23 protein-coding genes are annotated in these 19,756 nt (G+C 63.5%); 12 read left to right on the top strand and 11 right to left on the bottom strand.

Annotation, left to right across the window (positions count from 1 at the left end; translation table 11 throughout):
* Positions 1–184: 184 nt before the first annotated feature.
* A complete protein-coding gene (locus LB535_RS26250; RefSeq protein ID WP_224634235.1) occupies positions 185–736 on the top strand; it encodes an ankyrin repeat domain-containing protein in 552 nt (183 codons plus the stop codon).
* A gap of 28 nt (positions 737–764) precedes the next feature.
* On the opposite strand, the gene LB535_RS26245 is transcribed toward LB535_RS26250, so the two are convergent.
* Positions 765–1,292, bottom strand: coding sequence for a gamma carbonic anhydrase family protein (locus LB535_RS26245; RefSeq protein ID WP_224634234.1), 528 nt, complete (start codon positions 1,290–1,292; stop codon positions 765–767).
* A gap of 19 nt (positions 1,293–1,311) precedes the next feature.
* On the bottom strand, positions 1,312–1,656 hold the full coding sequence (locus LB535_RS26240; protein ID WP_224630403.1) for a DUF6949 family protein: 345 nt from the start codon (positions 1,654–1,656) through the stop codon (positions 1,312–1,314).
* 110 nt (positions 1,657–1,766) lie between these two features.
* Between LB535_RS26240 and LB535_RS26235 the strand changes: the two genes are divergently transcribed.
* From LB535_RS26235 to LB535_RS26225, 3 genes are all read left to right on the top strand, one after another.
* Positions 1,767–2,495, top strand: coding sequence for a hypothetical protein (locus LB535_RS26235; RefSeq protein ID WP_224609087.1), 729 nt, complete (start codon positions 1,767–1,769; stop codon positions 2,493–2,495).
* Between the two features lie 172 nt (positions 2,496–2,667).
* Positions 2,668–3,906: a cytochrome P450 gene (locus tag LB535_RS26230; RefSeq protein ID WP_224634233.1), complete on the top strand. Its 1,239-nt coding sequence runs from the start codon at positions 2,668–2,670 to the stop codon at positions 3,904–3,906.
* A 51-nt stretch (positions 3,907–3,957) separates the two neighbouring features.
* The gene (locus LB535_RS26225) at positions 3,958–4,665 is read left to right on the top strand and encodes a transporter substrate-binding domain-containing protein (RefSeq protein WP_224634232.1); all 708 of its coding nucleotides are present in this window, start codon (positions 3,958–3,960) and stop codon (positions 4,663–4,665) included.
* Positions 4,666–4,678: 13 nt separating this feature from the next.
* Here the strand turns inward: LB535_RS26225 and LB535_RS26220 are convergent, their stop codons facing one another.
* The 4 genes from LB535_RS26220 to LB535_RS26205 all read right to left on the bottom strand — a co-directional run bounded on the left by LB535_RS26220 (position 4,679) and on the right by LB535_RS26205 (position 7,923).
* Positions 4,679–5,023 (bottom strand): cupin domain-containing protein, encoded by a 345-nt coding sequence (locus tag LB535_RS26220; RefSeq protein WP_224634231.1) that lies wholly within the window; start codon positions 5,021–5,023, stop codon positions 4,679–4,681.
* 1 nt (position 5,024) lies between these two features.
* Positions 5,025–6,305 (bottom strand): O-acetylhomoserine aminocarboxypropyltransferase, encoded by a 1,281-nt coding sequence (locus tag LB535_RS26215; RefSeq protein WP_224634230.1) that lies wholly within the window; start codon positions 6,303–6,305, stop codon positions 5,025–5,027.
* Between the two features lie 157 nt (positions 6,306–6,462).
* Positions 6,463–6,984, bottom strand: a complete 522-nt coding sequence (locus LB535_RS26210; RefSeq protein ID WP_224634229.1) for a CoA-binding protein — start codon at positions 6,982–6,984, stop codon at positions 6,463–6,465.
* A 117-nt stretch (positions 6,985–7,101) separates the two neighbouring features.
* Positions 7,102–7,923 carry an enoyl-CoA hydratase gene (locus LB535_RS26205; RefSeq protein WP_224634228.1) on the bottom strand — a complete coding sequence of 274 codons (822 nt, stop codon included), beginning with the start codon at positions 7,921–7,923 and terminating at the stop codon, positions 7,102–7,104.
* 138 nt (positions 7,924–8,061) lie between these two features.
* Between LB535_RS26205 and LB535_RS26200 the strand changes: the two genes are divergently transcribed.
* The 4 genes from LB535_RS26200 to rpsI all read left to right on the top strand — a co-directional run bounded on the left by LB535_RS26200 (position 8,062) and on the right by rpsI (position 10,424).
* The gene (locus LB535_RS26200) at positions 8,062–8,526 is read left to right on the top strand and encodes a PaaI family thioesterase (RefSeq protein ID WP_224634227.1); all 465 of its coding nucleotides are present in this window, start codon (positions 8,062–8,064) and stop codon (positions 8,524–8,526) included.
* Positions 8,527–8,567: 41 nt separating this feature from the next.
* Positions 8,568–9,218, top strand: coding sequence for a LysE family translocator (locus LB535_RS26195; RefSeq protein ID WP_224634226.1), 651 nt, complete (start codon positions 8,568–8,570; stop codon positions 9,216–9,218).
* 271 nt (positions 9,219–9,489) lie between these two features.
* A complete protein-coding gene (rplM, locus tag LB535_RS26190; protein ID WP_040983169.1) occupies positions 9,490–9,954 on the top strand; it encodes a 50S ribosomal protein L13 in 465 nt (154 codons plus the stop codon).
* Positions 9,954–10,424, top strand: coding sequence for a 30S ribosomal protein S9 (gene rpsI, locus LB535_RS26185; RefSeq protein WP_040983171.1), 471 nt, complete (start codon positions 9,954–9,956; stop codon positions 10,422–10,424). Before rplM ends, rpsI begins: the two co-directional genes overlap by 1 nt.
* 57 nt (positions 10,425–10,481) lie before the next feature.
* Here rpsI and LB535_RS26180 read toward each other — a convergent pair whose 3' ends face one another.
* A complete protein-coding gene (locus tag LB535_RS26180; RefSeq protein WP_224548238.1) occupies positions 10,482–11,390 on the bottom strand; it encodes a LysR family transcriptional regulator in 909 nt (302 codons plus the stop codon).
* Positions 11,391–11,485: 95 nt separating this feature from the next.
* On the opposite strand from LB535_RS26180, the gene LB535_RS26175 reads away from it, so the two are divergent.
* Entirely contained in the window at positions 11,486–12,358 is an 873-nt protein-coding gene (locus LB535_RS26175) for an aldo/keto reductase family oxidoreductase (RefSeq protein WP_224634225.1), read from the top strand.
* Positions 12,359–12,670: 312 nt separating this feature from the next.
* Here the strand turns inward: LB535_RS26175 and LB535_RS26170 are convergent, their stop codons facing one another.
* Positions 12,671–13,729 (bottom strand): glycerophosphodiester phosphodiesterase family protein, encoded by a 1,059-nt coding sequence (locus LB535_RS26170; protein ID WP_224634224.1) that lies wholly within the window; start codon positions 13,727–13,729, stop codon positions 12,671–12,673.
* Positions 13,730–13,812: 83 nt separating this feature from the next.
* On the bottom strand, positions 13,813–15,027 hold the full coding sequence (locus tag LB535_RS26165) for an acyltransferase family protein (RefSeq protein ID WP_224634223.1): 1,215 nt from the start codon (positions 15,025–15,027) through the stop codon (positions 13,813–13,815).
* 124 nt (positions 15,028–15,151) lie between these two features.
* On the opposite strand from LB535_RS26165, the gene speB reads away from it, so the two are divergent.
* Both speB and argC read left to right on the top strand, forming a co-directional pair.
* Complete coding sequence (gene speB, locus LB535_RS26160) at positions 15,152–16,153, top strand: agmatinase (protein ID WP_140842756.1); 1,002 nt, start codon at positions 15,152–15,154, stop codon at positions 16,151–16,153.
* A 29-nt stretch (positions 16,154–16,182) separates the two neighbouring features.
* Positions 16,183–17,115: an N-acetyl-gamma-glutamyl-phosphate reductase gene (argC, locus tag LB535_RS26155; RefSeq protein ID WP_224634222.1), complete on the top strand. Its 933-nt coding sequence runs from the start codon at positions 16,183–16,185 to the stop codon at positions 17,113–17,115.
* A 52-nt stretch (positions 17,116–17,167) separates the two neighbouring features.
* On the opposite strand, the gene LB535_RS26150 is transcribed toward argC, so the two are convergent.
* Positions 17,168–18,259: a COX15/CtaA family protein gene (locus tag LB535_RS26150; RefSeq protein ID WP_224634221.1), complete on the bottom strand. Its 1,092-nt coding sequence runs from the start codon at positions 18,257–18,259 to the stop codon at positions 17,168–17,170.
* A 151-nt stretch (positions 18,260–18,410) separates the two neighbouring features.
* Between LB535_RS26150 and LB535_RS26145 the strand changes: the two genes are divergently transcribed.
* Complete coding sequence (locus tag LB535_RS26145; protein WP_040999884.1) at positions 18,411–18,626, top strand: DUF2842 domain-containing protein; 216 nt, start codon at positions 18,411–18,413, stop codon at positions 18,624–18,626.
* Between the two features lie 52 nt (positions 18,627–18,678).
* Here LB535_RS26145 and LB535_RS26140 read toward each other — a convergent pair whose 3' ends face one another.
* Complete coding sequence (locus LB535_RS26140) at positions 18,679–19,737, bottom strand: polysaccharide deacetylase family protein (RefSeq protein ID WP_224634220.1); 1,059 nt, start codon at positions 19,735–19,737, stop codon at positions 18,679–18,681.
* Between the last annotated feature and the right edge of the window lie 19 nt (positions 19,738–19,756).

The raw sequence follows: 19,756 nt of genomic DNA, 5'->3' as shown, positions 1-19,756 counted from the left end.
TCCCCGTCCCCAACGACCGGGTTTTAGGAGCCGGCCCCTGTCCCCGGGGCCGGCTCCGCCATTTCGGTCGCCGCCCGCCGGCTGCAACCAATCGGCGCGGCGCTGCCGAAGCGCCATGGTCGGCACGCCCTTCCCCGCCGAGGCGGATGGGAGCAGTATGGCTTGTTCGTTGCGGATGAAGGCGATGCTGGAAGTCCCTGAGGATCGCGGCGCAAGACACCGTCTTTTCAAGGCTATCGACAACGCCTTCAAGGCGGGCGACTTCGAAGGCCTTGGCAAGGCGCTCGGCGGCTCTGCGCGCTGGTTCGACGAGCGGATGCCGTTCGAGCTCGGACTTGGCCACCCGCTGGAATACGCGATCTACTGGAGCCCGGCCGCGTTCATCACCGCGCTTCTCGATGCCGGCACAAACCCGAATTATGAAGACCCGGCCGGGTTTCCATCGATCATTGCCGCGCTGTCGACGGAACGGCCGGACCGGTTGGACGTCATCCATATCCTGCTCGCGCATGGCGCCGACCCGGATATGCGCGGCGTGAACGACTGGACCGCCCTGCACTACGCGGTGTCCCGGCGCGACGCCGAGGCGATCCGTCTGCTGCTCCTGTCAGGCGCGGACGCTTCGCTGAGGACCCGCATCGACGACTATGAGACGGCCCTGGAAGGCGCCGAGCAGGCCGGCTTCGAAGCGGGCGCCCTTCTGTTGCGTGAAGCGATGAACAGCCGCCGCGGATGAAGACAGGTGGAGTTGCCGCCTGCCGCCGTCACACTGTCTTGAGCTTGGTCTTGAAGCGTTTGGCATTGGTCACATAGTGGGCGGCCGAGACGCGCAGCCGCGCGATCGCCGCTTCGTCCAGCGTCCTTATCACCTTGGCGGGCGAGCCGACGATCAGCGAATTGTCGGGGAAAACCTTGTTTTCCGTCACCAGGGCGCCGGCGCCGACCAGCGAGTTGTTGCCGATCCTGGCGCCGTTCAGCACGATGGCGCCCATGCCGATCAGGCTGTTGTCGCCGATCGTGCAGCCATGCAGCAGAGCGCGGTGGCCGATCGTGCAGCCTTCGCCGATGGTCAGCGGAAAGCCGGGATCGGTGTGCATGATCGTGTGTTCCTGCACATTGGTATCGGCGCCGATGATGATCGGTTCGCCGTCACCGCGGATGGCGACGCCGAACCAGAAGCCGGCATTGCGGCCGATCCGGATATTGCCGATCAGCGTGGCGTCGGGCGCGATCCAGTTCGTATCGGCGTCCTCGAAGTCGGGCGCTTTCCCATCGATCGCATAGACCGGCATTGTTCGTCTCCGAATCGTCTCAACCAGCGAATTCGAAAGACCCTAAGTTGGCTGTCGCCCAGGATGCAATGGCGATGAGGACGACGCCTAGCGCCAGCGCCCAGGCGATGGCCGTGCAGCCGCAGGACAACAGCGCCATCGTGCCGATGCGGCCTTCGCGCCGGGCGGCTAAGGCCTCGTTGGTGAGCATGAACGGCCCGGCGCAGGCTGTTGCCGCGAGCGAACGCAGGATATGGACGTGCGAAACATAAGGCTCGGCAAAGGCCAGGCGTCGGCCGGCCAGCAATTCCATGGCCGATCCGGCCAGTCCGCAAGCCGTGAGACCAACCGCGAAAGCGTAAAGAACAAGCACAACGGGATCCATGTTTACCAACCGTTTACCATGAAAACGCACAGTCGTGCCACCGCGCTGCAAGAGCCATGCCGCGCAAGCTGTGCCGCCGAAGGACAGGTGGGCGGATCGGGGAAGAGCAAATGAGAGAGGCAAATGTTGCCAAGAGCGCTGACTTCGAGGTCGTCAACTCGACCTTGATGAAGCGGGTCTTTTATATCTTCGCGGCGCTGGCGCTGCTTTCGATTGCCATCAGCGTCGGCGGCAAATGGCTTGGACGATCGATCGCCATGGCCGGCTATACCGATGACACGACGGTGCGCCGGATCGTCATGGGCAACAATCTGATCAACGTGCCGGCAAACTTCATCCGCTTCGACCAGGCGAGGCGCGACGGCATCGCCTCGCGGCTCGACCTCTATCTGCGCTATCCCGAAATGGACGGCTACAGCACGGCCGCGCGCGACGACTTCAACCATGCGACGACCAGGAAGATCATCTTCCTGTCGTTCGAGCCGCGCATGATGTCGCGCGACATGAGCGGCCGTTTCGCGCCCATCTACAGCGCTCTGATCGAAAAGCCGGGGACGCCCGGCCCTGGCGGCACCACGGTTTACGCCTTCAGCGAAAAATCAGGTTATCTCAACGAAGTGCTGGCTGTCGCCGAGCGTCCCGGCAAGGATCCGTTCGTCGCCCGCTGCCTGAGCGGCCCGAGTGCCGAGGAATCGCTGGCGCCCTGCGAGCGCGACACCCAGGTCGGCGACGATCTCAGCCTCACCTATCGCTTTCCGCGCGAGCTGCTCGCGAACTGGCCGGCGCTCGACGCAGCGATTGCAGCCAAAGTGGCGAGCATCTTGAAGACGGGCCATTGAGAACTCACCCAATCAATTAGCCGGCCATCAAACTAGATCATTTCGGCGCACAGCCGACGACGATCACATTCATCGAAAGACCCTTCCCGGCTCGCCTGGCTCAACGCTTCAGCTTCACGGGCGCCTGGATACGGTCTGGCATCAAGCTGACAAGACGCGCTAATGGTCAAGCATGATGCCAACTTATCTCGCCTTCGACCCGACCAGTCGTCGCCTGCGTCTCGACCCGCACGAGCCGACCTTCGTGCAGAACCCTTATGAAGCCTACGCCTTCCTGCACGGCACTGCCAACGCGTTTTTCTGGGAAGACTACGGGTTCTGGTGCTTTGGCGGCTTCGATGACGTCAACCGTCTGCTGCGCGACCGCCGTTTCGGCCGCCAGAATCCGGCGGGGATTCCCGACAGCCGGGGCGTCGGCGACGACCGCTCGCACCTCGTCGCCTTCGACGCGATCGAGGCCAATTCCATGCTGGAGCTCGAGCCGCCGGTGCATACGCGGCTCAGAACGCTGGTCAATCGCGCCTTCGTCTCACGTCAGGTCGAGCGGCTCAGGCCACGCATCGAGGTGCTCGCCAACGAGCTGGTCGACCGCTTCGCGCCAAGCGGCGTCGACCTTCTGCCCGCCTACGCCTCGCCCTTGCCGATCACCATCATCGCCGAGATGCTCGGCGTGCCGGTCGAGATGGGGCCGCAACTGCTCGACTGGTCGCATCGGATGGTCGCCATGTACATGCATGGCCGCACACGCGAGACCGAGGAGATGGCGAACCGCGCCGCGCGCGATTTTTCCGACTTTCTGCGGGGCTACATTGCGGAGCGGCGCAAGAAACCTGGCGACGATCTGCTGTCGCTGCTGATCGAGGCCCAGGACAACGGCCAGAAGCTCTCGGAAGACGAGCTGGTATCCTCGGCGATCCTGCTTCTCAATGCCGGCCATGAAGCGACCGTGCACCAGACCGGCAATGCAGTGCGCTCGATCCTCGCGCAAGGCGGCGACCCGCGCCGTTTTTTCGAGACGCCTGAGAAAAATGTCGCGGCGATCGAGGAGTGCCTGCGCTACGACGCGCCGCTGCATATGTTCCTGCGCTATGCCTATGAGGAGATCGAGGTTTCGCCGGGCATCCTGGTCAAGCCCGGGGAGATGGTGGCGCTGCTGCTAGGCATGGCCAATCACGATCCCCTGGCTTTTGCCGAGCCCGGCATATTCAATCCGGCCCGCACGGATCAGAAGAACGTCTCCTTCGGCGCCGGCATCCATTTCTGCATCGGCGCGCCGCTGGCCAGGCTGGAGCTGCAGGTGTCGCTGAAGACGCTGCTCGATCGGCTGCCCAACTTACGCTTAGCGGAGACACCGCGCTTCCGCGACACTTACCATTTTCACGGGCTGGAACGGGTCGCCGTTACCTTTTGACCGGCGAAGGATCCGCCTCGAACAGCTGAAATTATTGTTCGGAACTCAGATATGAAATTCGCTTACCTGCAAGAGCCACCCTTCTGCTTCACCGATGCCGCGGGCAAGCTCGGCGGTTGCGACGCGGTGCTCGCCGAGAAAGTTTGCCAGATGGTTGACCTGGAGAACTTCTCGCCGATCGAGGCGGAATTCGCCGAACTGCTCCCCGGTTTGGTGGACGGCCGCTGGGACATGACGACCGGCCTGTTCATCTCCGAGGAGCGCAGCAAGCTCGTGGACTTCACGCGGCCGATCTGGTCACTGCCGGACGGGTTGATGGTCGCCAAAGGCAATCCGCTGGAGCTGAACGGCTATCGCTCCGTCGCCCAACATCCTTCCGCCGTGCTCGCAGTCATATCGGGCCAGATCCAGCACCAGACCGCGCTGCAGAACGGCGTTCCGCCCCAGCGGATCAGGATATTCGCCACGCAGGCCGAAGCAGCCGAAGCCGTTGCGGCAGGCCATGCCGACGCGTATGCCAGCGTCGCCATGGCGCATCGCGGCTATGTCAACGGACGGACTGGCGCACCGCTTGCTGTCATCGACATCCCGGCCTTTGAAAAGCAGCCTGCGGCAGGCGCTTTCGCCCTCGCCAAGGGCAACGACGCGCTGCGCCGGCGCGTCGATCAATGCCTCGGCGATCTGCTCGGAAGTGCCTGGCACCGGGAGATCATGAGCCAACACGGCTTTTCCGACGACGATGTCGATCGGCTGCTTTGATTGCTGGAAGCATTCAAAGCCGGATCACGTATTCTTTGCGCGTCTTCTCGAGCACTTCCCATGTGCCCTTGAACCCGGGCCTCAGCACGAAACTGTCGCCGGCCCGCACGGTGCGCGCCTCGCCGCCATCCTCGGCGATCACCGAGACACCGGACAGGATGTGGCAGAACTCCCATTCGTCATAGGCGATGCGCCATTTGCCCGGCGTCGCTTCCCAGACGCCGGCATAGAGGCCGCCGTCGCGCTCCTCGACATTCCAGGTGCGGAATTTGGGATCACCCGAAATCACCCGGTCCGGCGGCGGCGCGCCGGCCTCAGGTTCGACCGCATCGATGTTGAGCGCAAGAAAGGCCGACATATCAGACCTTGCCGAGTGCCTGCTCGAGATCGGCAACGATATCGTTGACGTCCTCGATGCCGACCGAAAGGCGGACGGTGTCAGGTCCGGCGCCGGCCTTGACCTTCTGCTCGTCGGAAAGCTGGCGGTGCGTGGTCGAGGCCGGATGAATGACCAGCGATTTGGTGTCGCCGACATTGGCGAGGTGCGAGAACAGTTCGAGCGCCTCGACGAATTTGATGCCGGCCTCGTAGCCACCCTTGAGGCCGAAGGTGAACACCGCGCCTGCGCCCTGCGGCGAATATTTCTTCTGCAGCGCGTTGTTCTTGTCGCCTGGAAGGCCGGGATAGTTCACCCAGGCTACCTTCGGATGGTTCGACAGCCAGCCGGCAACGCTCGCGGCATTGTCGCAATGACGCTGCATGCGCAGCGGCAGCGTTTCCAGGCCGGTCAGGATCAGGAAGGCGTTGAAGGGCGAGATCGCCGGGCCGATGTCGCGCAGACCAAGCACGCGGGCGGCAATCGCGAAGGCGAAGTTGCCGAAAGTCTCGTGCAGGACGAGGCCGCCATATTCAGGGCGCGGCTCCGACAGCATCGGGTATTTGCCGGACTTCGACCAGTCGAAGGTGCCGCCATCGACGATGACGCCGCCGATCGAATTGCCGTGGCCGCCGATGAACTTGGTTAGCGAGTGCACGACGATGTCGGCGCCGTGCTCGATGGGCCGGACCAGATACGGCGAGGCCAGCGTGTTGTCGACGATCAGCGGCAGGCCGTGCTTGCGGGCAATATCGCCGATCTTCTCGATGTCGACGAAGACGCCGCCAGGGTTGGCAAGGCTCTCGATGAATATCGCCTTGGTCCTGTCGTCGATCTGGCTCTCGAAAGTCGCAGGGTCGTTTGCCTCTGCCCAGCGAACTTCCCAGCCGAAGTTCTTGAAGGCATGGCCGAACTGGTTGATCGAGCCGCCATAAAGCTTGTTGGCAGCGACGAAGTTGTCGCCCGGCTGCATCAGATTGTGGAAGACGATGACCTGCGCGGCGTGGCCCGAGGCGACGGCAAGTGCTGCGGTGCCGCCTTCGAGCGCCGCGACGCGTTCCTCGAGAACCGCTTGGGTCGGATTCATGATACGCGTGTAGATGTTGCCGAAGGCCTTCAGCCCGAACAGCGAGGCGGCATGGTCGGCGTCGTCGAAGACGAAGGAGGTGGTCTGGTAGATCGGCGTGGCGCGGGCGCCGGTCGCCGGATCGGGCTTTGCGCCTGCATGAACGGCTAAAGTGCTGAAACCAGGCGTACGGGTCATCGAAATCCCTCTCCTAACGTTCGAAAATCGCCGGGCATTCTTGGCGAAGCGCGGCGGGGAATGCAAAGAAGAAAATACCGTTCGGGGCGCGATCTGAGACGAACGCCCGGGAAAATCCATTTCGTCCCGGAATAATTTTGCGCGAACTACCGCATGCTTATTTCTGTCTTACGCCAAAGCTCTGAAATCCCTGGCGCATCAGGGGTTTTTTCGACGACAGCACGCCGGAGTTGACGCCGGTCCAGCCGATCTCGCCGGACAGCTTGCCGTATTCGATCTTCGGGCAGCGGTTCATCACCACCTTGATACCGACGGCTTCGGCGCGGGCAGCCGCCTCATCGTTGCGCACGCCAAGCTGCATCCAGACGACCTTGGGCAGCGGATCGAGCTTCAGCACCTGGTCGACGACGCCGGGCACCGCCGCCGAGCCTCGAAAAATATCGACCATGTCGACCGGCTGAGGCAGGTCGGCGAGGCTGGCGTAGACAGTGCGGCCAAGGATTTCCTTGCCGGCATGGCCGGGATTGATCGGGAACACCGAAAAGCCCTTGGCCAAGAGGTATTTCAGCACGAAGTAGCTTGGCCGCACATCGTTGGGCGAAGCGCCGACCATGGCGATCGTCTTCACCGAGTTGAGGATGCCGGCAATGTAGGCGTTGTCGTAGCTATCGTGATTCATGCTGCGATGGTCTTCCTGCGGTAATGGTAACGATAGAGCTCGCGATTGAAGCCGAGCGAGGCGTAGAGCGCGCGTGCGGGCGTGTTCAGCGATAGAAAAGCCGGGCATGCGGAAGAACTACTCGTCGGTCCATTCTGGCTTGCGCTTGCCGATGAAGGCGCCGATGCCTTCCTCGGCGTCGCGCGCCAGCATGTTTTCCACCATCACGCGGCCGGTATGGGCATAAGCGTCGGCCAACCCCATTTCGGCCTGGGCATAGAAAGCCTCCTTGCCGGTTTTGATCACCAAAGAGGATTTGGATGCAATGGTTTGCGCGTATTTGTTGACAACCTGAATCAGATATTCGCGCGGCACGATGCGGTTGATCAGCCCGAACTCCTTGGCGGTCGCCGCATCGATCGTCTCGCCGGTGAGCAGCATTTCCATCGCCTGCTTGCGTGAGACGTTGCGCGACAGGGCCACCATCGGCGTCGAGCAGAACAGGCCGATGTTGACGCCAGGCGTGCAGAAACTCGCCTCGTGCGAAGCGATGGCAAGGTCGCAGCTGGCGACCAGTTGCAGGCCGGCGGCGGTGGCGAGGCCGTCGACCTCAGCGATCACCGGTTTCGGGTGGCGCACGATCGTCTGCATCAGGTTCGCGCAAGCCGCGAAGGTCCTTTCGAAGAAGGCCTTGCCCCGATCCGGCTCGGCGCGGTGCGCCGTCATTTCCTTGAGGTCATGGCCGGCACAGAACACTTTTCCCGACGCCGCCAGGATGATGACGCGCACGGATCTGTCGGTCTTAACGCGATCGAATTCGGCCTGCAGCGCCGCCATGGTCGCCAGCGATAACGCATTGGCCGGCGGGCTGGCGAGCGTGAGGCGCAGGATGCCCTTGTCATGGCTGACAAGAACAGGACCGTCGGCGACGGCGGGCTTGATGGCGACGACTTCGGCCACTTTCAAAAACCTCATGCTTATGGAGCAACAGAACTAGCACGCTGTCAGTTGAAGAACAGCCGCGAGACGTGTTTTCTCCGTCGCACCGTTTGGTCCAGGCGCACCGCCCGGAGCTGCTCATTCATATAGGACGTCGCCATGCCCGCCCAAAGCGATCTGAAGCCAACGCTTAACGCGGCGGAAGTCAATGCACTGATGGCAAGCGTCTATCCGCAGCTCAACGACAATTTCACCTCCTATGAGGCGATCGACGTTTTTCCGGGCGGCTGCACGGTGCGGCTGAACGCTGACGAGCGGCATCTGCGTCCCGGCGGCACGGTATCCGGTCCGGCGCTGTTCACGTTGGCCGACATCGGCGGCTATGTCTGCGTGCTCAGCCATGCCGGCCCGGACGCGCTTTCGGTGACGGTCAACCTCGACATCAATTTCATGCGCAAGGCCGAAGCCGGTCCGATCGACGGCCATTGCCGTATCCTGAAGCTTGGCAAGAGCCTGATGGTGTTCGATATCGATATTGTCGCGGGCCTGGACGGACACACTGTCGCGCACGCCACCGGCACCTATTCGATCCCGAGGAAGCGAATAAGCGACAAGCCGGCCTGACATCTTGCCGGAACTCCCAGTCGATAGGTTCGTTCTGCGGCATGCCCGATGTTACGACCTACCTTGCCTTCGTCGGCGCCGTGCTCGCCTATCAGCTTTCTGGTGTCGGTCCGGACATGATGCTGGTGATCAGCCGCGGCGTCGGGCAAGGCTGGCGCCATGCCCTGGCGACTGCAGCGGGCTGCGTATCGGCCGGCGTCGTCCAGATTCCATTACTGGCAATGGGGCTTGCCTCGCTGATCACATCCTCCCCATCTCTTTACAGCTTCCTTCAGATCGCCGGCGCCATCTATCTGATCGCCATCGGGATCAAATTCCTGTTGGCCCGTCGGTCGGGCAAACGTGGCGGCGCGTCTACCTTTGCCGAGACGAGCAGTATCCCAGCCGCTTTCCGGCAAGGCGTGATCTGCAATCTCACCAATCCGACGACGCTCGCTTTCATGCTGGCGGTGCTGCCGCAATTCGTTCATCCCTGGGTCGGTTCGCCTGCACTGCAGTTCATCATTCTCGGTACGACCATGAAGATGATGGGACTGGTTGTCCTCAGCGCCGTCGCGTTAACCTCCGGCGCGGTTGGCGGCTGGCTGGGGCGCCGAGGCACGTTCGTCGTTTGGCAAGAAAGGCTGGCAGGAGCCTTGATGATCGCGATCGGCGTCAAGCTTCTCCTTGCCGCCGTGACCGGGCGGCGGTGAACGAAAGAGAGCTATTTTGACAAATAGGTGTGAGGTAAAATAGTACCTTCTACTTTAGCTATTGAATTTAAAAGGCTTTTCGCGACCATAAACCGTAACCGGCGCTTGACGCGCCAAACACCCTCGCCTATAAGCCGACCCGAAGCAGCGGCCCGCAAAGGCCGCCGTTTTGTTATTGGCGGAGCGGCTCCGGTCATCCCGTCAATCCAAGCAACAAGAAACGCCTTCTTTGTCCCTCCTGGACGGGAAAGGTCAAACCTGAGAGCAAAACATGGCTACCTTTTCGCAGAAGCCTGCGGATGTGGTGAAGAAGTGGGTGCTGATCGACGCCGAAGGTCTCGTCGTCGGTCGTCTGGCCACTGTCATCGCCAACCATCTGCGCGGCAAGCACAAGCCCACCTTCACCCCGCATGTCGATGACGGCGACAATGTCATCGTCATCAATGCCGACAAGGTGGTGTTCACCGGCAAGAAATACACCGACAAGGTCTATTACTGGCACACCGGCCACCCCGGCGGCATCAAGGAGCGCACCGCGCGCCAGCTGCTCGAGGGCCGTTTCCCCGAGCGTGTCGTCGAGAAGGCCGTCGAGCGCATGATCCCGCGCGGCCCGCTTGGCCGCCGCCAGATGAAGAATCTCCGCGTCTATGCCGGCGCCGAGCATCCGCACACCGCCCAGCAGCCCGTCACGCTCGACGTGGCCAAGCTGAACTCCAAGAACAAGAGGGCCTCGTAATGGCTGAGCTTTCCTCGCTCGCAGAACTCGGCACAGTCGCCGCGCAGCCGGCCGCGCCCGTGCATGTCCAGAAGCTCGACAAGTCGGGCCGCGCCTATGCCACCGGCAAGCGCAAGAACGCCATCGCGCGCGTCTGGGTGAAGCCGGGCTCCGGCAAGATCACCGTCAACGACAAGGAATTCGCGAGCTATTTCGCGCGTCCGGTGCTGCAGATGATCCTCAACCAGCCGATCGTCGCGGCCAACCGCGCCGGCCAGTACGACATCGTCGCCACCGTCATCGGCGGCGGCCTCTCCGGCCAGGCGGGTGCGGTGCGTCACGGCATCTCCAAGGCGCTGACCTACTATGAGCCGGGCCTGCGCTCGGTGCTGAAGAAGGGCGGCTTCCTGACCCGCGACAGCCGCGTGGTCGAGCGCAAGAAGTACGGCAAAGCCAAGGCCCGCCGCAGCTTCCAGTTCTCGAAGCGCTAAGCGATACGATATCCAAGTTTACGAAAGGCCGCCTCCGGGCGGCCTTTTTTGTTCTACTTACCAGTGCCCGGCCGGCGTCCTGATGTAGTCGATGAAGGCGCGCAGCGGCGCCGGCACCAAGCGGCGCCCGGGATAATAGAGAAACGGCCCGGAGAATTCCTGCCACCACGGTTCCAGCACAGGTTCCAGCGCGCCGCTCTCGAAATGCGGGCGTACCCAGTCCTCGAAGAGCCAGAGAATACCGACGCCGGCGATCGCCGCATCGATAGCGAGATCGACGCCGCCGCCGATGCTGACGACCAATGGCCCCGTGGTATCGACCCGCACCACTTCACCATCCCGTTCGAACTCCCAGGGCGTCATGACCCCACTCGGGAAGCGGCCGCGCACGCACGCATGGCCAAGCAGGTCACGCGGATGCTGCGGCCGACCGTGCCGATCAAGGTAGGCCGGCGCGGCCGAGGTGGTGAAACGCTGCGTGCGCGGCCCGATCGGCACGGCGATCATGTCCTGCTCCAGCCGTTCGTCATAGCGGATGCCCGCATCGCAGCCGGCCACCAGCAGGTCGACAAAGTTCTCCTCCGCGATCACCTCCAGCCGGATGGCCGGATATGCAGCGAGAAATCCCGGAACAATCTTCGGCAGCACCAGCCGCGACGCACTTATCGGCACGTTGAGGCGCAAGGTGCCGGCAGGTCGGTCACGAAAACCGTTCACGACGTCGAGCGCGGCCTGCACCTCACCCAGCGCGGGGCCAAGACGCGCCAGCAGGCTGGCGCCTGCCTCGGTCAGTGCAACACTGCGCGTGGTGCGATTGAAGAGCCGCACACCAAGCTGGGTTTCCAGACGGCGGACGGCTTCGCTGAGCACTGAGGCGCTGCCTGCAGTCACGCGGGCCGCTTCGCGAAAGCCGCCGGCGCGAGCGACGGCCATGAATGCTTGGAGATCGTTGAGATCAGCCGCCATTGTTCTTATTTCCGCACAGGTCGTGCCGGTTATACCCGGTTATCAGGACAGCAGCCATCCCTTATCTCCCTCGACGACAGCGAAGGAGAACAACAATGTCCAGTGTAGACAAATCCGGTACTTATAAACTCGGCGACCGCTCGGTGCATCGCCTCGGCTATGGCGCCATGCAGCTTGCGGGCAAAGGCGTGTTCGGCCCGCCGAAAGACCATGACGCGGCGATTGCCGTGCTGCGCGAAGCGGTGTCGCAAGGTGTGAACCATATCGACACCAGCGACTACTACGGGCCTTATGTCACCAACAAGCTGATCCGCGAGGCGTTGGCGCCCTACCCCGACAACCTCACCATCGTCACCAAGATCGGCGCCCGTCGTGGGGAAGACGCCTCCTGGCTGCCGGCTTTTACAGCTGATGAGCTCGAACAGGCCGTGCACGATAATCTTCGCAACCTTGGCCTCGAGGTGATGGACGTCGTCAATCTACGCATCATGTTCGGTGTGCACGGTCCAGCGGAGGGCTCCATCGAGGCGCAGGTCACCAAGCTTGCCGAGCTTCAGCGCAAGGGCCTGGTACGCCATATCGGCCTGAGCAACGTCACGCGCGCGCAGATCGCGGAAGGCCGCAAGATCTGCGACATCGTCTGCGTGCAGAACCAGTACAATCTCGCGCACAGGGACGACGACGCGCTGATCGATGAGCTCGCGCGCGACGGTGTCGCCTATGTGCCGTTCTTCCCGCTCGGCGGCTTCAGCCCGCTGCAGTCGTCGACGCTCTCGGACGTCGCGGAACGGCTCGGTGCGACGCCGATGCAGGTTGCGCTGGCATGGCTGCTGCAGCGTTCGCCCAACATCCTGCTTATCCCGGGTACGTCGTCGATCGAGCATCTGCGCGAGAATCTGGCGGCGGCGGAACTCGAGCTGTCGGGGGCGGTGCTGCGGGAGCTGGAGGGCGTGGCGAAAGCGGCGTGATGGACGATTAGCTGATTTCCCCTCTTGTGGGGGAGATGGCCGGCAGGCCAGAGGGGGGCGTGAAGGAACGCGGCGCTGCAGGATCAAGGTTCCTCGCCCCACGAATGTGGGGAGAGGTGGCTCGGCGTAGCCGAGACGGAGAGGGGAGCGCCCTACGAAGACCCCCTCTCCGTCCGCTTCGCGGACACCTCTCCCCCACCTTTGGCGGGGGCGAGGAACCCAAGCACCGTTACGCCGGCGGGACAGCGCCCCCCTCTGCCCTGCCGGGCATCTCCCCCACAAGGGGGGAGATTGGCTGTATCCGCGCCGCCTCTAATTAATGCTCGCCGTATGCGCCGGCTCGGCTTGCTTGATGTCCGTCGTATAAGGCACGCGATAACCATTGGCCGTCAGCCACGCGATTGCCGCTTTCGGCTCGTCGGTCTGGATGATGGTGGCGCCGCGGTCGACCCAGAAACCCCAGGCTTCGCGCGGCAAGCTGGCGGCGACGGCAAGCTCGTCGCCACGGCCGCCGGCAAGGAAGCCGCCGGGCTTGTTGACGACGGCGTAGGTGTCGGCCCAGAGGTGCCAGTCGCCCCGCGCCGCTTCTGCCCGCATGCGGGTGCTGAACAGCGGCCCGCCGGTCGATGTCAGCGTCTCGGCGCCGTTGCGCCAAGTGATCAATTCGACGGCGCGCGGCGCGAAGGCCTTGTCGACCTCGCTGGCAAAAACTGCATCATGCACGGCGTCGTCGGCAAGGATCGGCATGAACTGGAAGCCGCCGCCGGCCTGGGCAAGTGCCGCGCTCGCGGCATCGATGCGCTGCCGGTTCCAGAGATTCTCCTTGACGATCACCTGATCGACCATGCCGAGATCGCGCGCCTCCGCGACCATGCCAGGCAGGTCGGTCACCTCCAGCTTGTTGTCGAGGTTGATCAGGATCCTGTCCCTGGTCGTCAGCAGCATCTCGCGCAGGGTCGACACGGTCTCGTTGGTGACGACGCCCGTACCCTCGACGACCAACCGGCATTTCTTAAGCTCGGCCAACGTGTATTTCACCACCTCGCCCTTGCACGTGGTCGTGCGGTCGAGCCAGCTGTCATGCATGATGACGAACTCGCCGTCTTTCGCGCGCCGGACGTCGACCTCGACGATCTCGGCGCCGATCGCGATCGAGCCCTCGACCGCGGCCAGCGAATTCTCGGCGTAAAGCGTCTTGCCGGCCTGCATGCTGCCGGCGCGATGCGCGGCGATCATCACATGGTCACGCCACTGGTTGGCATGCTCGAAGCGGGCGAGGATCTGGCTGGCGCGGCTTTCACCGGCTAAGCTTTGCCCCGCAACGGTGGCAAGGGCGGCGGAAAAGGCAAGGCTCAGCCAGAGTGTTCGCATCGGGGAATCGCTCCGTTCCGGGTTGGGACCCGGTTAGGCGATGCCGATGACAGCGCAGTGAACGAAGCCGGCTATTTTTTGGATCAGATCCGCTTGGAAATGCGGCGGAACCAGGCCAGCGCCGGCATTTCGACGAAGCGCCATGTGAACCACGACGCGGCAATGACGGCGATCAACATCGCGGCCAAAGCCGCGAAGCCGATCCAGGGCGAGCCGGGGCCGAAGCCGGTCGCATGGTCGCCGCGCAGCATCAGGTCGCCGACTATGCCGAGCCCGAGCTTGCGTTCGATCAGGCCGCCGACATTGATCATGCGGGCCTGGACGAAGATGTGGACCATGTAGATCGAATAGGAGAGCGAGCCGAGCAGCAGCATCGGCCGGCTGCGCAAGGCCAAGCTGACCCACCCGCCCTCATGGGCAAAGAGATAAAGCGCCAGCGCGAAGATGACCGGCGCGGCAATGCCGGCGTCATTCGTTCCCGCCACCGAAACGAACAGCGCGGTCACGACGATCATCGCCAGCTCCGCCAGCGTCCAGGCGAGGCGCCCTGCCCCGCCGCTCAGCGCCTGTCGCGCCTCTGCAATGGAATCGTGCTGAAACCAGGCAAGCAGCGCGCCGAGCGAGAAGCCGTAAAGACAGCGGAGGAAGCCGAAATCGAAGGACACGTCCATATGACGCGTCGAGACCGCGAGCAGGAAAAGCGGCGCCGTCGCGGCTGCGGCAACGAGCCATATCCAGGCGCGCTGGCCGGCGGTGAACACGACGGCGGCGAAAAGCAGATAGGTGAAGAACTCGGCCGAAATGCTCCAGCTCGGCGCATTCCAGCTCAGATGATCCTCAACGCCCATGCCCTGCAGAAGGAAAAGGTTGGCGACCAGGCTCTTCAGGTCGAAGCCTGCGGTGAAGGGCGCCGGGCCCGTTCCGTGAAGCGCCGGCAGCACGAGCCGCAGCGCCTCGAAGCCGGCGAAGGCGGCAAGCATCAGGAGATGCAACGGATAGATGCGGCCGAAACGCACGAACGCGAACCGTGCAAGGTCGTCCTGCCCGGCGAGCCGCCCGCCATAGGCCTTGGCAACGACGAAGCCGGAGAGCACGAAGAAGAAATCGACGAACAGATAGGAACCGCCGACAAAGGCGCTCTGCGACACTATCGAGGTGGTCGGGAAGTGGAACAGCGCCACCAGCAGCGCGCAGATGCCGCGCCAGGAATCCAGCACCAGGAAACGCTCTCCGGCCGTCGTGCCGACACGGGTCGCGGCGGGCGCGGATGCAAGATTGAGCAAGGCAGTCTCAGCCATAATGATACAGATCCTGTGTTGCCGCGGCACTCGCCGAGCGCCGCTTCGTTTCCGCAAGCTGTGACTGGCATGTTGCGTGCCGGTTCTGTAGTTGTGGCTGCCCCGACGAAACCGAGGATTCCTAATGGCGAACAATGAGATCGACCACGCCTTCACCGCCCGCTCCAAGACGGGCGCGTCGTTCGAGCCGACCTATGCCGGCGCGCTGTCGTTCATGCGGCGCAAATATACGAAGGACGTGAAGGGCGCGGACGCGGTCGTGTGGGGCATTCCCTTCGACGCCGCCGTCACCAACCGGCCCGGCGCTCGCTTCGGGCCGCAGGCGATCCGCCGCGCCTCGGCGATCCTCGACAACGATCCGCAATATCCATTCTCGCGCGACCTCTTCGAGCACCTTTCGGTGGTGGACTATGGCGATTGCCTGCTCGACAGCGGCAATCACCAGAAAACTCCCGGCACGATCGAGCGCGAGGCGGCCAAGATCCTGAAATCAGGCGCGTTCCTTTTGACGCTGGGCGGCGACCATTTCGTCACCTGGCCGCTGCTAAAGGCGCATGCCGCCGTCCACGGGCCGCTGGCGCTCGTGCAGTTCGACGCGCACCAGGACACCTGGCCCGACGACGGCAAGCGCATCGATCACGGCTCCTTCGTCGCCCGCGCGGTGAAGGAGGGGATCATCGACCCCGATCGCTCGATCCAGGTCGGCATCCGCACGCATGCGCCCGACACGTTCGGCATCAAGATCCTCTACGGCCATGAGGTCGAGGAGATGCGCGCCTCCGATATCGCCTATGCGATCGTCGAGCGCACCGGTGGCAAGAAGACCTATCTCACCTTTGACATCGACTGTCTCGACCCGGCCTTCGCGCCGGGCACCGGCACGCCGGTGGCAGGCGGCCCCTCCTCGGCCAAGATGCTGTCGACACTGCGCCAACTCGGCCAGATCGACATCGTCGGCGCCGACATCGTGGAGGTTGCGCCGGCCTACGATCATGCCGATATAACGGCGATCGCCGGATCGATCATCGCCATGCATTATCTCGGTCTGCTGGCAGAGCGAAAGGCGCGGCTCGACGAACTGAGCAACGGCAATCATGCCGCGGCAAATCACGCCTACGGCATATGACATTGGAATCGCGAGGAATTTGGCAAGGGATGAAACCGAAAATCTTCATTGACGGCGAGCACGGCACGACAGGCCTGCAGATCAGGGCGCTGCTGGCCAACCGTGACGACCTGGAGATCATCTCCATCCCGACGGAACGCCGCAAGGAGACTGCCGCCCGCGCCGAGATGCTCAACGCGGCGGATGTCGCGATCCTTTGCCTGCCGGATGCGGCGGCCAAGGAAAGCGTGTCACTGATTACGAACGATACGACCAAGGTGATCGACGCCTCGACCGCGCATCGCGTGGCCGAGGGGTGGGAGTATGGCTTCGCCGAAATGGACAAGGACCAGGCGAAGAAGATCGGCAGCGCGAAACGCATAGCCAATCCGGGCTGCTGGCCGCAGGGGCCGATCGCGACGCTGCGGCCACTGGTTGCGGCGGGCCTGCTGCCTGCCGACTTCCCGGTCACCGTCAACGGCATTTCCGGCTATTCCGGCGGCGGCCGCCCGATGATCGAGGACTATGTCGGCAAGGGCGAGGACGCGCCCGAGTTCCTACCCTACGGGCTGACGCTGCAGCACAAGCATGTGCCGGAGCTCCGCACCTATGCAAAGCTGTCGCACGACCCGATCATGCAGCCGGCGGTGGGCAATTTCGCGCAAGGCATGATCACCGTGGTGCCGCTGCAACTCGGCGGTCTCGACCGCGTGCCGACTGGCGCCGAGCTTCACGCGGCGATTGCCGACCATTATGCGTCGATCGATGGCGGCGTGGTCGAGGTCGCGCCCTACACCCATATGGAGCGCATGCCGGAGATCGATCCGGAGATCTATAACGGCACCAACCGGATGAAGGTCTACGTCTTCGCCAATGATGAGAGGGCGCAAGCACTGCTGATGGCCGTCTACGACAATCTCGGCAAGGGCGCGTCGGGCGCCGCGGTGCAGAACCTCGACCTGATGCTCGGCATCAAGCACTGAGCGGTCGTGAACCTGGAGCTTGCTACCGCCGAGGCGATCCGCAAGGTTCGCCTCAGCCTCTGACGCGTATATCGGTCGGCAGCGGATAGGCGCCCTTGGTGCCGCACCAATGCGCGGCAGCGAAGCCAAGCAACACAAGCGCGATCGTCTGATGCGTCAATGCCATGTGCAGCGGCACCTGCATCACTAGCGTGCCGATGCCGATCGAGGCCTGGACGACCACCAGCGCGAACAGAAGCGTGGCCCGGCGGGCATGGGTGGTGCCAGGCTGGCGCCGCCACGTCGCGACCATATGCCAGAGTGCCACGACAAAGATCGTATAGGCGCCCAGTCGGTGGACGAACTGCACCGTCTTTGGGTTTTCAAAGAAGTTCAGCCAGGCGGGCTTCAGCAGAAGCAGATCGGAGGGGATCACCTTTCCATCCATCAGCGGCCATGTGTTGTAGGAAAGGCCCGCGTGCAGCCCGGCGACCAACCCGCCGAGATAGATCTGGATCAGCGCCAAAAGCACGATGACGCCGGCGAGCCGCTGCGTCGACCGGTCGGCGGCGGGCTCGGAATGCGGCGCCAAGCCTCGCGCCACCACCATTGTCGCCGTGAAGATTAGCGCGGCAAGCGTCAGATGCGTCGCCAGCCGGTATTGGCTGACCGAGACGCGGTCGACCAGGCCCGAAGCTACCATCCACCAGCCGATGGCACCTTGCAGTCCGCCGAGCAGAAGGATGCCGAGGAGCTTCAGCCCGAGGCCGCGCTCGATGCGGCGCGTCGCCCAGAAGAACAGCAGCGGCAAGGCAAAGACCACCCCGACGCTGCGCGCCAGGATGCGGTGCGCCCACTCCCACCAGAAGATCGATTTGAAATCCTCGACGCTCATGCCCTTGTTGATCTCGGCATATTGCGGGATCTGCTGGTAGCGCTGGAACTCTTCCTGCCATTCGGCGTCGTTGAGCGGCGGGATGACGCCGTGTATCGGCTGCCACTCAGTGATCGACAGACCCGAGCCGGTGAGACGAGTGGAACCGCCGACCAGCACCAGCGCGACCAGCACGAGCAGCACGACGTAGAGCCAGCCGCGCACCAAAGCGCGGTTGTGCAGGTCGCGGTCGCGTGTGGCATAGGGGGCTGTGGCGGTGATGGCAGCCATTTCGCATTCCCGGCGGTTGAAACGCGAGATTGGTGGACCAAGGCCGCTCAACTGGCAAGACTGGACAGCGCGGCACGCCGTCGCGCCGGGTCGCGACGGTTGCGCGCTCTTGTCATTCGGCCTAAGCGGGGCGGGTCAACGGAACCGCGACATGCCCATTCGCCTGAAAAAGCTGATCGGAACCATATTGCTGGTGGCGCTGGTCGTCATCTACGCGCTGATCGCCTCCGCCGTCGCGGTCACCAGGCTCGCCGAATACGGGCCCACGGCGCATCTCCTGTTCTTCCTGCTCAGCGGCTTTCTCTGGGTTCTGCCGGCCATGGCCATCATTAAATGGCTGATCATCGAGCCGCGCCCGAAGGGCTGACCTCAAAGGCATCAGGCCATAGTGCTGACCAAGGCGCAGAGCGAGGCAGACTTCAGATCGTCACGACCATCTTGCCCGCATTAGCCAGCGGTGTCGTGATGCCGGACAGCATCGTGCGAATATGCGCAAGGCTCTGATAGCGGCCATTGATAGAGATGCGCGGCAGCGCGTGCAGGAAGCCGGCGTGCTCGGCGCGCAGCACGCCGTGCCGCGTGGTCACCGCCGAGGCATAGCCTGCGTCGCGGGCAAAGCCCACCTCGCGGCAGCCGACCGCGCTGGCATAGCCATAAGGGTAAGCCAGATGACGCGGCTCCTCGCCGAGTTTTTCCGCGAGGACGCGGCGGACGTCGCCGATCTCATGGCGCGCATCGGCCTCGGACAGCCGCTTCAAGTTCCGATGATTGACGGTGTGCGCGCCGATGGTCACCAACGGGTGCGCGGCCATGATGCGAAGCTCATCCCAGTTCATCAACGTGCATGGGCGGCCCGAGCCGATTTTGAACCCAGTCGAACGGGCGAGCTCGCGCAGCGCTGCGCCTTGCTCTTCCTCGGGGACTTCCAAGGTCAGCCAGGCGTTCAGCCGCGCGACGGCCTGGATCTTTCGGCCTTGTGTCGAGCAATCGATCGCCGTCGACTTGCCCCCCATCGTCAGCGTCAGGCGCGAGCTGGTGTCGACGATGTCCTCGATCACGTCCCACCAGAGATCGACGGCGCCGTCGATCAGGCCGGGGGCGACGTAGATGGCGATCGGCGCGCCGTGTTTTTCCAGGATCGGAAGCGCCTCGGTCATGTTGTCGCGATAGGCGTCGTCGGCCGTGATCGTGGCGAACTGGCCGCCTTTCCCGCCCGTCTTGATGCGTTCGATCGCTTCATCAAGGGAAACAAAGGCATAACCCTGCCCCTTCATGTCCGAGATCAGCTTGTCGAGGAAAGTGGGAGCGATGTTCAGATGCCGATTGACGCTGTTCGGCTTCTCCGGTGTCGCGGTGACGCGGTGCAGCATCAGGATAGCGCCGATGCCGCCGACAAACGGCCGCGCCAGAGGCGCAAGGCCGGAGTAGCGGGCAAGGTTCAGCGCCAGCTTCCGGATTGCATCGCCCCCGTCGATCATTCCTTCACCTTTTGCGCCT

The sequence above is a fragment of the Mesorhizobium sp. CA10 genome, from assembly GCF_020165285.1.
Taxonomy (GTDB): Bacteria; Pseudomonadota; Alphaproteobacteria; order Rhizobiales; family Rhizobiaceae; genus Mesorhizobium.
Note: the sequence above shows the minus strand (reverse complement) of the source record. Positions and strands in the feature narration are given on the sequence as shown.

What these genes read in the sequence shown, in the direction of transcription:
- LB535_RS26250 (WP_224634235.1), top strand. Translation starts at nt 185, where the DNA reads ATGCTGGAAGTCCCTGAGGATCGCGGCGCAAGACACCGTCTTTTCAAG.
- LB535_RS26245 (WP_224634234.1), bottom strand. Translation starts at nt 1,292, where the DNA reads ATGCCGGTCTATGCGATCGATGGGAAAGCGCCCGACTTCGAGGACGCC.
- LB535_RS26240 (WP_224630403.1), bottom strand. Translation starts at nt 1,656, where the DNA reads ATGGATCCCGTTGTGCTTGTTCTTTACGCTTTCGCGGTTGGTCTCACG.
- LB535_RS26235 (WP_224609087.1), top strand. Translation starts at nt 1,767, where the DNA reads ATGAGAGAGGCAAATGTTGCCAAGAGCGCTGACTTCGAGGTCGTCAAC.
- LB535_RS26230 (WP_224634233.1), top strand. Translation starts at nt 2,668, where the DNA reads ATGATGCCAACTTATCTCGCCTTCGACCCGACCAGTCGTCGCCTGCGT.
- LB535_RS26225 (WP_224634232.1), top strand. Translation starts at nt 3,958, where the DNA reads ATGAAATTCGCTTACCTGCAAGAGCCACCCTTCTGCTTCACCGATGCC.
- LB535_RS26220 (WP_224634231.1), bottom strand. Translation starts at nt 5,023, where the DNA reads ATGTCGGCCTTTCTTGCGCTCAACATCGATGCGGTCGAACCTGAGGCC.
- LB535_RS26215 (WP_224634230.1), bottom strand. Translation starts at nt 6,305, where the DNA reads ATGACCCGTACGCCTGGTTTCAGCACTTTAGCCGTTCATGCAGGCGCA.
- LB535_RS26210 (WP_224634229.1), bottom strand. Translation starts at nt 6,984, where the DNA reads ATGAATCACGATAGCTACGACAACGCCTACATTGCCGGCATCCTCAAC.
- LB535_RS26200 (WP_224634227.1), top strand. Translation starts at nt 8,062, where the DNA reads ATGCCCGCCCAAAGCGATCTGAAGCCAACGCTTAACGCGGCGGAAGTC.
- LB535_RS26195 (WP_224634226.1), top strand. Translation starts at nt 8,568, where the DNA reads ATGCCCGATGTTACGACCTACCTTGCCTTCGTCGGCGCCGTGCTCGCC.
- rplM (WP_040983169.1), top strand. Translation starts at nt 9,490, where the DNA reads ATGGCTACCTTTTCGCAGAAGCCTGCGGATGTGGTGAAGAAGTGGGTG.
- rpsI (WP_040983171.1), top strand. Translation starts at nt 9,954, where the DNA reads ATGGCTGAGCTTTCCTCGCTCGCAGAACTCGGCACAGTCGCCGCGCAG.
- LB535_RS26180 (WP_224548238.1), bottom strand. Translation starts at nt 11,390, where the DNA reads ATGGCGGCTGATCTCAACGATCTCCAAGCATTCATGGCCGTCGCTCGC.
- LB535_RS26175 (WP_224634225.1), top strand. Translation starts at nt 11,486, where the DNA reads ATGTCCAGTGTAGACAAATCCGGTACTTATAAACTCGGCGACCGCTCG.
- LB535_RS26170 (WP_224634224.1), bottom strand. Translation starts at nt 13,729, where the DNA reads ATGCGAACACTCTGGCTGAGCCTTGCCTTTTCCGCCGCCCTTGCCACC.
- LB535_RS26165 (WP_224634223.1), bottom strand. Translation starts at nt 15,027, where the DNA reads ATGGCTGAGACTGCCTTGCTCAATCTTGCATCCGCGCCCGCCGCGACC.
- speB (WP_140842756.1), top strand. Translation starts at nt 15,152, where the DNA reads ATGGCGAACAATGAGATCGACCACGCCTTCACCGCCCGCTCCAAGACG.
- argC (WP_224634222.1), top strand. Translation starts at nt 16,183, where the DNA reads ATGAAACCGAAAATCTTCATTGACGGCGAGCACGGCACGACAGGCCTG.
- LB535_RS26150 (WP_224634221.1), bottom strand. Translation starts at nt 18,259, where the DNA reads ATGGCTGCCATCACCGCCACAGCCCCCTATGCCACACGCGACCGCGAC.
- LB535_RS26145 (WP_040999884.1), top strand. Translation starts at nt 18,411, where the DNA reads ATGCCCATTCGCCTGAAAAAGCTGATCGGAACCATATTGCTGGTGGCG.
- LB535_RS26140 (WP_224634220.1), bottom strand. Translation starts at nt 19,737, where the DNA reads ATGATCGACGGGGGCGATGCAATCCGGAAGCTGGCGCTGAACCTTGCC.